Below are 14,629 nucleotides of genomic sequence, written 5' to 3'. Positions count from 1 at the left end.
GGAGATGTTTAGATGGGGGCTTATGAAATTAATGACCAGTTATTAACAAATGAAGAGAAAAAAGAATTAACAATAAATAAAGATCAGCAAAAGATTAGCCGAAAGAAAGAAGTGTTTCGTAAGTTTGTATCGAATCCAATCGCAGTTTTAGGATCAGTGACGTTATTACTCATTATTGTTTTTTCACTTGTTGGTGAAAGTTTAACGCAATTTACTGCGAGTGAACAAGTAAAAGAGGCGACAAACTTACCACCTAGTAGTGAGCATTGGTTCGGAACAGATGATTTGGGAAGAGATATATGGGCACGTACTTGGGCTGGCGGGAAAATTTCATTAACAGTTGGATTAGTGGCAGCTGCTCTTGATATAGGACTTGGTGTGCTAATTGGAGGATTTAGTGGATATGTGAGAGGGCGCAATCGCCTTGGGACATTAATTGATGAGTGGATTATACGAGGAATCGAAGTATTATACGGTATCCCGTATTTATTAATTGTTATTTTACTATTAATTGTTATGAAACCAGGTCTTTTTACCATTATCATCGCCCTTGCATTAACAGGATGGATTGGTATGGCACGTCTCGTTAGGGCGCAAGTCTTATCTTTAAAACAAAGAGAGTTTGTTATTGCAGCGGAGCGATTAGGTACATCACATATGAAAATTATATACGGGCACTTAATTCCGAATTTAACAGGCATTATTATCGTAAATTTATCATTTACAATTCCAGCAGCTATTTTCTCAGAATCATTTTTAAGCTTTATCGGACTAGGAGTGCAATCACCGGCAGCAAGCTGGGGGACGATGACGAATGATGCACTTGGGACATTACTAAGCGGGGAATGGTGGCAGCTATTCTTCCCAGCAATCATGATTGCGCTCATTATGTTCGCATTTAATGCGATTGGTGATGGTTTACAAGATGCAATTGATCCAAAAATCGTAAAACAGAATCGAAAGGAGAAAAAACATGGGACAGCTCTTATCTTTAGAAAACGTAACGTTAGCCGTTGAAAAAGAGAATAGTAAACAAGCAATTGTGAAGCATGTTTCCTTTTCTGTTAGCAAAGGTGAAATAGTTGCACTTGTAGGAGAAAGTGGCTCAGGGAAAAGTGTTACAGCACAATCTATTATCGGCTTAAATCAAGAATCAATTCAAATTGATGATGGAAATATATCTTTTGAATCAAAGGCATTAACGAATCTACAAGAATCAGAATGGAATCAAATTCGTGGGAAAGATATTTCTTTTATCTTTCAAGATCCACTTTCATCTTTAAATCCGACGATGAAGGTGGGAAGGCAAATTACAGAGGTGATTTTGCAGCACGAAAAGAAATCGAAAAAAGAGGCAAAAGAAATTGCAATTAACTTATTAAATGATTTAGGAATACATGAAGCAGAGAAACGCTATGAACAGTACCCACATCAATTAAGCGGAGGCATGAGGCAACGTATTTGTTTAGCGATCGCATTTGCCTGCCACCCAAAACTCGTTATTGCGGATGAACCTACGACAGCATTAGATGTAACAATTCAAAAGCAAATTATGAAGTTATTAAAGGAAAGAAAGGAAAAGCAAAATACGAGTATTTTACTAATTACGCACGATTTAGCACTTGTACGTGAAGTAGCGGATCGAGTAGTTGTGATGTATGGAGGACGTGTTGTTGAAAAAGGAACGATAGAGGAAGTGATAGGTTCTCCTAAACATCCATACACAAAAAGCTTATTACAAGCAATTCCCAATATGGACGATTCCGAAAAAGTATTACGTGCAATAGAAGGGACGACACCTTCCATTGAGACGTTAAATAGCTTTGGTTGTCCTTTTGTAAATCGTTGTCCAGTAGCGATAAAAGAATGTATTCATCGTTTCCCAGAGAGAACAACATATTCTGGGGAGCATAGTTCACATTGCTGGCAACATGTTCTGGAGCATAATAAAGCGAAATCAAAAGAGAAGGTGAATGCCTCATGACGACAGATTTAATTACTGTAAAGCAAGTAACGAAAACGTATGGAAGTAAAAATAAAGAAATCGCAGCGTTAAAAGACATATCACTTGCGATCCCGAAAGGAACAACGCTTGGCATTATTGGAGAAAGTGGTTCAGGAAAAACAACACTTGGTAAGCTCATAGCTGGGATTGAGAGCCCAACGTCTGGTGAAATTGATTATAACGGTCAAGTCGTTCACAAGTTGAAGGCAGCTCATAAACGTGATTTCTTACAGAAAGTACAGTTTATTTTTCAAGATTCCACAGCTGCATTAAATCCGCGCTGGAAAGTACGCGATAGCGTAACGGAAGGCTATATTTCATTTGGTTTAGGTGATAAAGGATTAAAGGATAAAGTAGCAGGTGATGCGCTAGAGCGTGTGGGGTTAGATAGACGATATATTGATCGCTATCCGCACGAATTTAGCGGAGGACAACGTCAACGAATTGCTATTGCAAGAGCGTTATTGTGTGAGCCGGAAGTATTGATTCTTGATGAACCAATTTCGGCATTAGATGTTTCATTGCAAATTCAAATTGTACATCTGCTGCAAAAAATCCAAAAAGAACAAGGTTATACATATTTATTTATCGCGCACGATTTACCGATGGTTCACTATTTATGTGAAAAAGTAGCTGTCTTATACAAAGGAGAACTTGTTGAATTTGGAAATACGGACGAAGTATTCCGTAATCCACAACATTCTTATACAAAAACATTATTAGCATCTACACCAAAAATTTCAGGTTAAAGGAGAATGTAGGATGAAGAAGTTTTTACTGTTTGTCATTATGACCGTATTAGCAATTACTTCTGTTGCTTGCGGTAAGAAAGAAACGCAAAAGGCGAGTGCTGGTAAGGGAGAAGGCGATCGATTAGTAACGAATATTAGTAGTGATCCATATACACTTGATTCTGCTATTGCAACAGATAGCACGTCAGGTTATATAATTGGGCAGTTGTTTTCAAGTTTATATACGCAAGATAGTAATGGGAAATATCAAAATGAATTAGCGGAGAAAGAAGAAGTAAATGCTGATGGAACTGAATATACAATCCATTTGAAGAAAGATATTAAATGGTCAGATGGTTCTCCTATTACAGCAAATGATTTTGAATTTGCATGGAAGCGATTATTAAATCCGAAAACGGGTTCTATGAATGCGACAGAAATGTATTTTATTAAAGGGGCAGAGGCGTATAATACTGGAAAAGGTGAAGAAGGACAAGTTGGTATTCAAGTTGTTGATCCTCAAACATTAAAGGTAACCCTTGAACACCCAGTTGCTTCTATTAAACAAAAACTAGCAAGCTCACTATTTATTCCATTAGCTAAAAAGTCGATTGATGATAATAATAAATTAAAAACAGATCCAAAAGAGTTAATTACGAATGGGCCATTCACGTTAAAAGAGTGGAAGCATAACCAGGCTATTACAGTACAAAAAAATAAAGAATTCTATGATAAAAAGGTAACATTAAAAGAAATTGAGTTTCGTATTATTCCAGACTCTAAAACAGCGTATCAATTATTTAAATCCAAAGAATTAGATTTACTAAGTGGTTTACCACAAGAGATGATCGAAAAAGAAAAAGGAAATAAAGAATATAAGCGTGTTGCAGGGTTCTCTTCTTATATTTATTCGTTTAACGTAGAAAAAGAGCCGTTTACAAATGCAAAGGTACGTAAAGCATTTTCATTAGCGGTTGATCGTAAATTTATCGTTGAAAAATTGTATAAAAATAATGCGCAAGAAGCATATGCATTCGTTCCAGAAGGAGCAAAAACACAAAGTGGCCGTGATTTCCGTAAAGAAAAAGGTGATTACGTTAAATTTGATCCAGCAGAAGCGAAAAAGTTATTAGAAGAAGGCATGAAAGAACAAGGCTGGTCTACATTACCTGAAGTAACATTAAAATTCACTACAGATACACAACATAAAAAAGTAGCAGAAGCAATGCAAGAAATGTTTAAGAAAAATCTTGGCGTAGATATTAAATTAGAAAATAAAGAGTGGAAGAGTTACATCGACACATACAAGCAAAGTGATTTCCAATTAGCTTATATGGGATGGGGCGGCTCTTTATTAGATCCAATTACTAAACTAGATTTATATGCAGGTGATGGTCCAAACAATTATGCAAAATGGCATAATAAAGAATTTGACGCTTTAGTGAAGGAAGCAGAAGTTGAACAAAATGAAGATAAGCGTTTTGACTTATTGCATAAAGCGGAAGATATTATGTTTACAGATTCACCATTAATCCCAATTATTTTCCCAAGTGCTTCCTATTTACAAAAATCATCAGTATCCGGTGTCCAATTCATTATTGGTTCTAGTCCAGAATTAAGATACGCAAAAATTAAAAAATAAAGAAGTAGGCAACTGCCTACTTCTTTATTTTATTTCTCTTTTATATTCTTTTTTCGTTCCATCAGAGAAGACAACTTCTAAATCAAATTTTTGATAGTCTTTATCAAGTTTGAACACGTTCACTACTTGATCGATTACTTCTTGGTCAGCAGTATCTTTATCAAATTTTAATTCTTGTAGAAGTGGGCTTAATTTTGTGATAGCCTCGTCTCCTGTTAATTTTACATCTGCTTTATGATCTTCAATTTTTGCTTCCATTTTCTTATCAGCTGCTACATTTTTATAGTCTGCTTCGTAGTCTTTCTTTGTATCTTGGTAGTCTGCCTTTAAATCGAATTCATTGAAGTTTAGTTTTAAATCTGCAGGAGCCTCGTTTTTTGCTTCTTCAGTCGTCTTTTTATTAGAAGTTGTATCTTCTTTTGCAGGAGCTTTACATCCTGTTAATGCAGGTACTAGCATAAGAGCTAATAAAACTGATAGTAGAGTTCTCATTATAAATTCCTCCTTATGTAAATTCGTTCTATACAAGTTTTTCCCAAAAACATGTAATTATGTATGTGTTGAAAATAAATTATTATTCTGTAGTCATAAGGGCTAATCCGCAATTTAAATCAAAAACGATTTGTATGTATATGGTAAATTGAAGTTGTGAGGGAGGGACTAAAATGCATGAAGAGTATAAAGAGATAATAAAAAAATCAATTGAATATATAGAGAATCACTTACATGAGGAGCTTACAACAGAAAGAGTGGCATCTCACAGTGCAGTATCGATGTACCATTTTCATCGTATCTTTCAAAGATATGTTGGGATGAGTGTAACGGATTATATTCGAAAGAGAAGGTTAACTCATGCTGCGCAGACTTTAGTATCGACTGAAAGAGCAGTTATTGATATTGCAATGCAATATGGTTTTTCCTCACAAGAGGCATTTACGAGAGCTTTTAAAAGAATGTTTCAATTGCCACCAAAGAAATATCGAAAGTACTTCCAGTCATTTTATATAGAAAGAGAGGGTGTTTCAATGCAAAAAGGTATACCGAAAGGATGGATCTTAAGTGGAAGTCATCCTGCTGAATATGAGATGGGTTTAGATTATGAAGTTGTCCATCAAGGGAAAGTATCTGCATACATAAAAGCAAAAGAGAATGTTACGCACGGAGGATTTTCAACATTAATGCAAATGTTCCGAGCAGATAAATATGTAGGGAAGAGATTACGTTTTACAGCATTTGTTAAGAGTGAAAATGTAAGAGATTGGGCAGGATTGTGGATGCGAGTAGATGGAAAAGAGACAGAACCGCTTGCTATGGATAATATGCAAAATCGTCCCATTAAAAATACGAATAATTGGCAATCGTACTCGGTTGTATTAGATATAAAAGAAGGAGCGCTTGGTATTGCATTTGGTGTTTTATTATCAGGAGAAGGTTGTGTGTGGCTAGATAGTATTCGATTTGATGAAGTAGATGAAAAAATTCCTACAACAGATTTGGCAGAGAACTTTTATGAAACACTTTTAGAAGAACCAGTGAATCTACAATTTGAAGAATTAGAAAAATAAAAAACAAGGAGAAAAGATATGCTCAAATATGTAAAACTAATAAGTATTAGTTTAGTAATATCGTCTTGTATTATGGGAATTAATTATTTAGTTAGCTATCTTTGGTCAGGGCATATACCTTCTTTGACGTGGAGAACATATTTGATGTTTGTGTTTATATTTATGATGAGTTTTGGTTCCGTGCAAAAAGAAGGGAGAAAGGATTATTGACAATTATTGGAAAAGTTATATAATCTAAATGTAAGTGATCACTTGCATAAGGAAGAGAGGGTTTTATGGCGCGTTCAAAGACAGCAGAAAGAATTATTCAAGCAGCGATTGAATTAGTGAAAGAAAAAGGATATACAGCAGCGACAACGAAAGAAATTGCAATGCGTGCTGGTGTTAATGAAGTAACGATATTCCGCAATTTTAAAAGTAAGAAGGGTGTTATTGAAGCTGCGGTTGCTGAATTTTCATATGTACCGCATTTAAAGCAGTTTTTACAAACAGAAATTGTGTGGGAATTAGAAACGGATTTAAAGAACTTAGCAAGGCATTATCATAATTTTTTAGATGGGGTAAAAGATATTATTGCTATTGGTATACGTGAGGCTGGAGAATTTCCTGAATTAGACGGGGAAATTGCTAAAATACCACAAGGACTAAAAGAAGAATTAAGTATCTATTTTGCAAAAATGCAGGAAAAAGGAAACATTATTGATACAAATATTGAAGCGCAAGTAATGAACTTTATCTGGATTAATTTTGGATATTTCTTATCTAAATTACGTTTTGCCGATCGCCTGACAGAAGTTGATGATGAGAAATTTATTGAAAATAATATTGTTTTATATGCTAGGGCATTAAGACCCTAGTATTTATTTAAAATAAAATGCAAGCATGTACTTACTTGCTGAGTGGGAGAGCGGGAAGATGGATACATTAAAACAGTTTTTGAAAAGACCAGGTACGTACGTAGGAATGATCGTAGCGCTATCATTTCAACTTATTTTCTTTTGCGTGTGGTTAACGGCATATGATGGAGTGAATGAACGAGCAGATCAAATGCGTATCGCTATTGTGAATGAGGATGCAAATATAGGGAGTAAAATAGCAGAAGGCTTACAGAGAAATTTACCATTTCAAGTGAAGGCAGAACATTCTGTGGAAAAAGCAAACAAAGAAATGAATGACCATGTGTACGATATGATTATTGAAATTCCTGCTTCTTTTTCAAAAGATATAAATGAAACAGGAAAATCAAATTTAAACTTCCACATTAATCAAGCGAATGCCATGATGGCAAAGCAAATGATGGAAGGAGCTGCAAAACAAATTCGAGATAATGTAAATAAAGAGGTAGCAAGTTATAAGAAACAAGCGATTGTCGGAAAGCTACAAGCTGTAGGACATGAGAATGTAGAAGTGATAAAAGGGTTAACTGAAGATTCAATTGGTTTTACAGTTCATAAAGTAAATGATGCAAAAGGATTTTCAGTGAATATGGTACCGCTAATGATCGTATTAGCTTCATTTGTAGGAGCAATGATAATGAGTATGGAATTATCAAAAGTTGCAAAAGAAGTAAAGGGCAGTTGGAGTAATTTCTTATCAAGACAAATTATAAACGGTACAGTATCGATTTTACTTGCATGTATTACAATTGGTTTGATGAAAGGCTTCCAAATTGAGATGCACGAAACGGTATGGAGTATATGGGTGTTTCAAGCAATAGTCTTCTTCGCATTTCTTTCATTAACACAAATGTTTCTAACTGTGTTTGGAAACGCAGGTATGATTTTTAATATTATCTCACTATCGTTACAACTTGTAAGTTCCGGTGTAATTGTCCCACATGAGATGCTTTCTAAAACATATCAAACAATCGGCGGATTATTTCCTGCAACATATGCAGCGAATGGCTATTATACAATAATATTTGGAGGAGTTAATTTAGAGAGAAATATTATTTCGTTATTAGTTATTGTATTGGTTACACAATCAGTGGCAGTGATGACTTTAGCTATAAAAGGAATGGTAAAGGGAAGAAGAAGCTCTGTAGTTAAAGAAGCATAAAATAAAAAGGTATCCTCGGTGGGATACCTTTTTATTAGCACTTATTATTTTGCAACTTCTGTCCACTTGTAGTTAAACTCACCACCGAAGTCAGTTGTTACAAGTCCTTTAATAAATCCGCGTTGTAAGTAAGAACGACCTTGTTGGTATAAAGGAGCGACAGCACCGTCTTGTAATAGAATTTTTTCAGCTTGCTTCATTGCTTCCCAGCGAGCTTTTTCATCACCAGCTAAATCTGTTTTTACTTTATGAATTAGCTCATCGTACTCTTTGTTAGAGTATTTATCGAAGTTGTAAGCACTATCTGTTGTAAATAAATCTAAGAATGTAATTGGATCAGCGAAGTCAGGGCCCCAGCCATCAATACCGATTTCATAGTCACCACTTAACAGTAGTTTTAACTGTTGTTTACGTGGTTGTGGTTTTAAATTCACTGTTAATCCATCTAAGTTCGTTTCTAGTTCACCTTTTAAATATTCACCAGTCTTTTTAGCTAAAGCATTATCACTTGTTAGGAGTTCAATTGTTACTTTGTCAGTACCAAGTTCTTGCTTCGCTTTTTTCCAGTTTTCTTTCGCTGTTTTCACATCATCTTTCACTAGATTTCCATTTTCTTTACGGAAGTCGTTGCCATCAGGACTTTTTGCGAATTTCGCAGGAACCATTCCTTCAGCTGCAACAGCGCCGTTATTTAAAATTGTTTCTACGTATGCTTTCTTATTCATTGCTCCGTTAATAGCAAGGCGTGCATGTTGATTTTTTAATGTTTCATTTTTTTGATTGAGTCGTAAAAATTGAATGCCAACTTCAGCGCGTTCTTTGAAGTTTGGATCGCCCTTATATTTATCAACAAACTCCGCAGTTAAAGCAACGCGATCAATTTGTCCTGAATCATATAAATTAACTTCTGTAGACTTATCTTTAACGACATTGAAGTTGATTTCTTCTAATTTCACCGTTTTAGCATCCCAATAGTTAGGATTCTTCTTCAGTTGGAAGCTTTGCTCGTGTTTCCAGTTATCTAATGTGAAGGCACCGTTGTAAATTAAATGATTTGTTTCTAAACCGTATTTATCGCCTTGAGACTTTAAGTACTCTTCATTAATTGGTAAGAATGTTGAGAATGTCGTTAAACTTAAGAAGTAGGGAACAGGACGATCTAGTTGTACTTCTAATGTTTTGTCATCAATAGCTTTGACCCCTAGTTGATCAATCGGCAATTGTTTTTGGTTTATTTGTTTCGCATTCTTTATATCGAAGAATAAGAATGCATATTCAGCTGCTGTATCAGGGTTTACGGCACGTTGCCAAGCGAAGACAAAGTCTTTTGCTGTAACAGGAGTACCGTTTGACCATTTTGAATCACGCAGATGGAATGTATATTTCGTTTTATCGGGACTAACGTCAACCGACTCAGCGACACCAGGAATCGGTTTATTATCTTCTCCCATTGCATATAACCCTTCAAAAACATTACGCATTACGTTCATGGATTCCCCATCCGTTGCTTTTGCAACATCCATTGTTGGAATTTCTGAAGCAAATGATAAGTTAATTGCCTGTTTATCAGGTGCTTTATCATTTGCCTTCGCTCCGCTTGCGTTATCTTTATTTCCCCCGCAAGCAGTTAGTAATAGACTTGCCCCTAAAACAGATGCAACAACAGGTACAACTTTTTTCTTCATTGTTCGTTCCTCCCTAAATGTGTTGTTCGTAACGTCATAATGTCCATGTTTTGAAGTGTATCTATAGAAGAAGAGAAAACCTATTATAAATATGTACATGTAGGTAATCAGGTGTTCTATATGTATATACATGTTGAACTATAATTTATCATTATATGCTTCGACGTAGTAGACGTTATATTATGATGGTGAAATATTTCGTTTCTTTGATTATTTAGAATATTAACACTGGAGAGAACTATATGTCAATAATAAAAAGTTGAGCATTAATTTTTTAAAATAATATATTAAAAAAGCGGATTTCCTCTTATTGAGAATCCGCTTTTAATACATTTTTTTAATAAAATAATTACTGTAGATAGAAAAACATCGATTCAGCTTGCCTTTTATTTTTCAATTTGTGCCCATTTGAAGTTTAATTGACCTGCAAAGTCTACTTGCACAATTCCTTTCACATAAGAACGTTCTAAATAAGATTCGCCTTTTTGGTAAAGGGGAGCGATAACAGAGTCTTTAAATAATATTTTTTCAGATGCTAGTAATGCTTCCCAGCGAGCTTTTTCATCACCAGCTAAAGTCGTTTTAACTTTTTCAATTGTTTCATCGAATTCCTTATTAGAGTAATGATCTAAGTTGTAAGGGTTATTCGTTGTAAACAATTCAAGGAATGTAATTGGGTCAGCAAAGTCAGGGCTCCAGCCATCAATACCGATTTCATAGTCACCTTTTAATAAAAGTGAAACTTGTTGTTTACGTGGTTGTGGTTTCACATTTACTGTTAATCCATCTAAATTCTTTTCTAGTTGTCCTTTTAAGAACTCACCTGTTTTCTTATCAAGGTCAGCATCACTCGTTAATAATTCTAATGTAATCTTTTCAGAACCAAGCTCTTGTTTTGCCTTTTTCCATAACTCTTGTGCAGATTTTGTATCAACTTTAGTTAAATCTCCATTTATAGTACGGAAGTCCTTTCCATCAGGCCCTTTTGCAAAGTTTTTTGGAACGAGACCAAAGGTTGGTGTAGAGCCATCATTTAATAACGTATTTACAAAGGATTTTCGATCAATTGTTTGATCAATTGCTTGGCGTGCAGAAACGTTTTGCAGTACTTTGTTTTGTTGATTCATACGTAAAAATTGTACGCCTACGTTCGGGCGTTCTTTAAAGTTTGCATCCTTTTTATATTTATCAACGAAATCAGATGTTAATTTTATACGGTCTAATTGTTTTGATTCGAATAAGTTTACTTCTGTTGATTTTTCTTTTACAACGTTAAAATTGATTTCTTCTAGTTTGACAGTATCTTTATCCCAATAGGTAGGGTTTTTCTTGAATTTAAAGCTTTGTTCATGCTTCCAATCGCTTAGTGTAAAAGCGCCGTTGTACAAGATTGTGTTGTCTTCTAAAGCGTACTTATCACCTTGTTTTTTAAAGAATTCCTCGTTAATTGGTAGAAATGTTGGGAACGCTGTTAAGCTAATAAAATAAGGAACAGGACGCTCTAATTCTACCTCAAACGTATGGTCATCAACTGCTTTTACACCAAGTTGGTCGGCTGGAAGTACTTTGTTGTTAATTTTTGTTGCATTTTTAATATCAAAGAATAGAAATGCATATTCAGAGGCTGTTGCTGGATCGACAGCTCTTTGCCAAGCGAAGACAAAATCTTTCGCTGTAACAGGAGTACCGTTTGACCATTTTGAATCTCGCAGGTGGAATGTGTATTTCGTTTTATCGCCACTTACTTCATGAGATTTTGCAACACCAGGGACAGGTTTATTACCTTCACCAAGGTTATACAAACCTTCAAATACGTTTCTCATTACTTGACCAGAATCAGTATCTGTAGCACGAGCTGTATCCATTGTTCGTATTTCAGTAGGTGAAGATAAGTTTAAAACCTGTTTACTAGGCGCCTCGTCTTTTGCATTTGCTCCGCTTGCTTCGTTTTTATAACTACCGCAACCAGTTAATAAAATACTTACTCCCACAACTGATGCAATACCGGGTACAAACTTTTTTTTCATTTGATTTTCCTCCTAAATAATTAAGTTTGGATGATGATGAGGGAAATGAAAAATAAAAAATCCCTCTTTTCATATTGAGAAAGAGGGATTTTTACGTACAAGTTATGCACCCGTATATAAACGAAGTCCCTCATTCTATCTTTCAAGCTATAAAGCTTGCAGGAAGTGGCACAGTATTCAAAAATGAACCTGCTGCCGAGGTTTCAAAGGGCCAGTCCCTCCACCTCTCTTGATACAATGAGTAAACGAATAAACTTTATTAATTTTTGTGTTTATTTGATAATTCAAAATCTTACACCTTGGATGATGAAGTGTCAACTGAATGAAATATAGTTTAAATTTTCAGTTTTCTTTAACGAAAAACCACTGCATATGGCAGTGGTTTTTCTACTAGAAGTTAAAGTTATCTGGATCTGGACCAACGCGACGATCTTCATTTAAAGCTTGAATTGCTTTCATATCATCAGCACTTAATTCAAAGTCGAAGATGTTTGCATTTTCAATAATACGATGTTCTTTAATTGATTTAGGAATTGTTACAACTTCGTTTTGTAAATCCCAGCGTAAAATAATTTGCGCAGTTGATTTATTATATTTTGTCGCAATTTCTTGCAACGTTGGATTATCTAGTAGTTGTCCTTGCATTAACGGTGACCAAGCTTCAAGCTGGATATTATGTTCTTTACAGAAATGGTGTAATTCTTCTTGTGCTAAACGTGGGTGGTATTCCACTTGATTGACCATTGGCTTAATTTCAGCAATTTCAAATACGTCTTGTAAGTGGTGAATGTGGAAATTACTCACACCGATAGCGCGAACACGGCCATCTTTATAAAGCTTTTCTAACGCTTTCCATGATTCAGTATATTTTCCTTTTACAGGCCAATGTACTAAATATAAATCTAAATATTCTAGACCTAATTTTTCTAATGTAGTTTCAAATGCTTGAAGTGTTGTTTCATATCCTTGATCGCTATTCCATACTTTTGATGTAATAAATAATTCTTCACGTGCAACACCTGATTCACGGATTGCTTGTCCAACGCCTTCTTCGTTTTGATAGATTGCTGCAGTATCAATGCTGCGGTAACCATTTTTAATTGCTGATTTTACAGATTCAATTACTTCTGAACCATCTTCTACTTTAAAAACACCTAAACCGAACCAAGGCATTTTTACACCGTTATGTAATGTTGTATAGTCTTTTAAACTTGTTAAATTCATATTATTTCCCCCTAGCTTTTTTGTTTGTTGCTTCTACTGCTTTTTGAATTGCCTCTGAAAAATTATATTCATATAAAGCTTTGAGACCTTCAGCTGTGGAACCACCGGGTGTTGTTACTTGTTCGCGGAGGTTAGCTGGATCTTGCGTTTGTTCAAGCATAGAAGCAGAGCCGGAAATCATTTGAATGACAAGGTGTTTTGCGGTTGCTTCATCGACTCCATAACTTTTTGTTGCTTCAATTAAGCTTTCAGCAAAGTAATAAAGGAAGGCTGGTGCACTTCCAGTAACTGCAGTAAGCTGATGAACTTCTTCCTCGGTACAAAGTTGCGAAGTACCAATCCCCCCTAAAAGCAATTGCAGGGTTTCTTGATCAGTCTCGTTTACGAATTGTCCCATCGTGTATAAGGAGATAGACTTACCAATTTCAGCAGCTGTATTTGGCATAATCCAAGCAACAGGCGTTCCTTTAGGAAGTCTTTCTTCTAAATAAGATGGGCCGATGCCGGCAGCTACCGTTACGACAAGTTGATTCGATAGTAAAGGAGATAATTCTGCTAATAATTCTTCATGTGCAGAAGGCGGCATTGCTAAAACAATCGTATCAACAAATGTAACATGCTGCTTCCAATCTGTTGTAGTAGACACATTATATCGCGCTTGTAATTGTTCCAGTTTTTCTACGTTGCTTCGGTTAGAAACGATAATTTCTTCGATGTATTCTTTGCTTGTTTTAAGTAATCCGGAAAATATAGCTTCTGCCATACGACCAGCACCAATAAATAGAATTCGATGTTTAGTTAGCATATCCTCTATTCCTTTCTAGTGGAGATATGTTATAAAAAACGATACCATTTTTAAGAGAATTTTGTAAAAAGAAAAGGCTTATTGTAGATGGAATAGATAATGAAAAGTAGGAAATTAATGGTGAAGGGGAGAGTGATTCTTTATACTGGTGATAGGGAATTTATTACACATCTGGGGAGAGATGATTATGATTAGAAGTCCGCTCTTTTTACCCATTACTAGTATTATTTGTGTATTGGTTGGATTGTATATTCAATCGAGCTATATTGAAATCTTTGCATCGGTCATGGGAATTATTAATGTTTGGCTATTAGCAAGAGAAAAAGTATCCAACTTTTTATTCGGTATGATTACCGTTGCGGTATTTCTGTATATTTTTATTACACAAGGTTTATATGCAATGGCAGTATTGGCAGGTTTTCAATTTATATTTAATGTATATGGTTGGTATCATTGGATTGCACATAGTGGGGAGGAAGAGGTAAAAGCAACAGTTCGTTTAGATTTGCAAGGTTGGATTTTTTATATAATCTTTATTTTAGTTGCATGGATTGGTTGGGGGTATTATCAAGTCCATTACTTAGAATCAACAAGTCCATATTTAGACGCTTTAAATGCTGTACTAGGATTAGTAGCTCAATTTATGCTAAGTCGAAAAATCCTAGAAAACTGGCATTTATGGATTTTATATAATGTAGTTAGTATTTCAATTTATATCTCCACTGGGTTATATGTTATGCTAATATTAGCTGTTATTAATCTCTTTATATGTGTAGCGGGTTTGCTAGAGTGGAAGAATAATTATAAGGGCCAAAAACATACAAATAATTATATCTAGAAAATAATTAGAATTAAAAAACCCCTGAAGCATATGTGCCTCAGGGGTT

14 protein-coding genes and 1 riboswitch are annotated in these 14,629 nt (G+C 35.1%); of the genes, 9 read left to right on the top strand and 5 right to left on the bottom strand.

All coding sequences use genetic code 11. The features are described 5' to 3' along the window. Positions 1-12: 12 nt before the first annotated feature. Genes QCI47_RS27130 through QCI47_RS27115 form a run of 4 tightly spaced genes read left to right on the top strand, consistent with a single transcriptional unit; the run spans position 13 to position 4,378 of the window. Positions 13-1,017: an ABC transporter permease gene (locus tag QCI47_RS27130; protein WP_000501526.1), complete on the top strand. Its 1,005-nt coding sequence runs from the start codon at positions 13-15 to the stop codon at positions 1,015-1,017. Then, positions 974-1,984, top strand: a complete 1,011-nt coding sequence (locus QCI47_RS27125) for an ABC transporter ATP-binding protein (RefSeq protein WP_076868596.1) — start codon at positions 974-976, stop codon at positions 1,982-1,984. The genes QCI47_RS27130 and QCI47_RS27125 overlap by 44 nt, the downstream gene beginning before the upstream one ends. After that, a complete protein-coding gene (locus QCI47_RS27120) occupies positions 1,981-2,754 on the top strand; it encodes an ABC transporter ATP-binding protein (protein ID WP_000205663.1) in 774 nt (257 codons plus the stop codon). The genes QCI47_RS27125 and QCI47_RS27120 overlap by 4 nt, the downstream gene beginning before the upstream one ends. Before the next feature lie 13 nt (positions 2,755-2,767). Next, entirely contained in the window at positions 2,768-4,378 is a 1,611-nt protein-coding gene (locus QCI47_RS27115) for a peptide ABC transporter substrate-binding protein (protein ID WP_046199328.1), read from the top strand. Positions 4,379-4,402: 24 nt separating this feature from the next. Here QCI47_RS27115 and QCI47_RS27110 read toward each other — a convergent pair whose 3' ends face one another. After that, positions 4,403-4,870, bottom strand: a complete 468-nt coding sequence (locus tag QCI47_RS27110; RefSeq protein ID WP_001259643.1) for a YusW family protein — start codon at positions 4,868-4,870, stop codon at positions 4,403-4,405. Positions 4,871-5,043: 173 nt separating this feature from the next. On the opposite strand from QCI47_RS27110, the gene QCI47_RS27105 reads away from it, so the two are divergent. From QCI47_RS27105 to QCI47_RS27090, 4 genes are all read left to right on the top strand, one after another. Next, positions 5,044-5,943 (top strand): helix-turn-helix transcriptional regulator, encoded by a 900-nt coding sequence (locus tag QCI47_RS27105; RefSeq protein ID WP_046199329.1) that lies wholly within the window; start codon positions 5,044-5,046, stop codon positions 5,941-5,943. A gap of 18 nt (positions 5,944-5,961) precedes the next feature. Then, positions 5,962-6,153, top strand: a complete 192-nt coding sequence (locus QCI47_RS27100) for a hypothetical protein (protein ID WP_000922549.1) — start codon at positions 5,962-5,964, stop codon at positions 6,151-6,153. 65 nt (positions 6,154-6,218) lie between these two features. Then, positions 6,219-6,800, top strand: a complete 582-nt coding sequence (locus tag QCI47_RS27095; RefSeq protein ID WP_000124370.1) for a TetR/AcrR family transcriptional regulator — start codon at positions 6,219-6,221, stop codon at positions 6,798-6,800. Positions 6,801-6,858: 58 nt separating this feature from the next. Further along, on the top strand, positions 6,859-8,001 hold the full coding sequence (locus tag QCI47_RS27090) for a YhgE/Pip domain-containing protein (RefSeq protein WP_144533689.1): 1,143 nt from the start codon (positions 6,859-6,861) through the stop codon (positions 7,999-8,001). Between the two features lie 44 nt (positions 8,002-8,045). Here QCI47_RS27090 and QCI47_RS27085 read toward each other — a convergent pair whose 3' ends face one another. From QCI47_RS27085 to proC, 4 genes are all read right to left on the bottom strand, one after another. Continuing rightward, positions 8,046-9,686: a peptide ABC transporter substrate-binding protein gene (locus tag QCI47_RS27085; RefSeq protein WP_309423314.1), complete on the bottom strand. Its 1,641-nt coding sequence runs from the start codon at positions 9,684-9,686 to the stop codon at positions 8,046-8,048. A gap of 386 nt (positions 9,687-10,072) precedes the next feature. Then, positions 10,073-11,713 (bottom strand): peptide ABC transporter substrate-binding protein, encoded by a 1,641-nt coding sequence (locus QCI47_RS27080; protein WP_242277234.1) that lies wholly within the window; start codon positions 11,711-11,713, stop codon positions 10,073-10,075. A 132-nt stretch (positions 11,714-11,845) separates the two neighbouring features. After that, positions 11,846-11,952, bottom strand: a riboswitch (SAM riboswitch). 151 nt (positions 11,953-12,103) lie between these two features. Beyond that, positions 12,104-12,937, bottom strand: coding sequence for an aldo/keto reductase (locus QCI47_RS27075; protein WP_242277235.1), 834 nt, complete (start codon positions 12,935-12,937; stop codon positions 12,104-12,106). 1 nt (position 12,938) lies between these two features. Next, positions 12,939-13,742: a pyrroline-5-carboxylate reductase gene (proC, locus tag QCI47_RS27070; RefSeq protein WP_074541449.1), complete on the bottom strand. Its 804-nt coding sequence runs from the start codon at positions 13,740-13,742 to the stop codon at positions 12,939-12,941. A gap of 187 nt (positions 13,743-13,929) precedes the next feature. Between proC and pnuC the strand changes: the two genes are divergently transcribed. Then, positions 13,930-14,580: a nicotinamide riboside transporter PnuC gene (gene pnuC, locus QCI47_RS27065; protein ID WP_242277236.1), complete on the top strand. Its 651-nt coding sequence runs from the start codon at positions 13,930-13,932 to the stop codon at positions 14,578-14,580. Positions 14,581-14,629 lie beyond the last annotated feature (49 nt).

Source organism: Bacillus cereus group sp. RP29, assembly GCF_040459765.1.
Classification (GTDB): domain Bacteria; phylum Bacillota; class Bacilli; order Bacillales; family Bacillaceae_G; genus Bacillus_A; species Bacillus_A paranthracis.
This window is presented reverse-complemented; position numbering and strand designations above follow the sequence as displayed.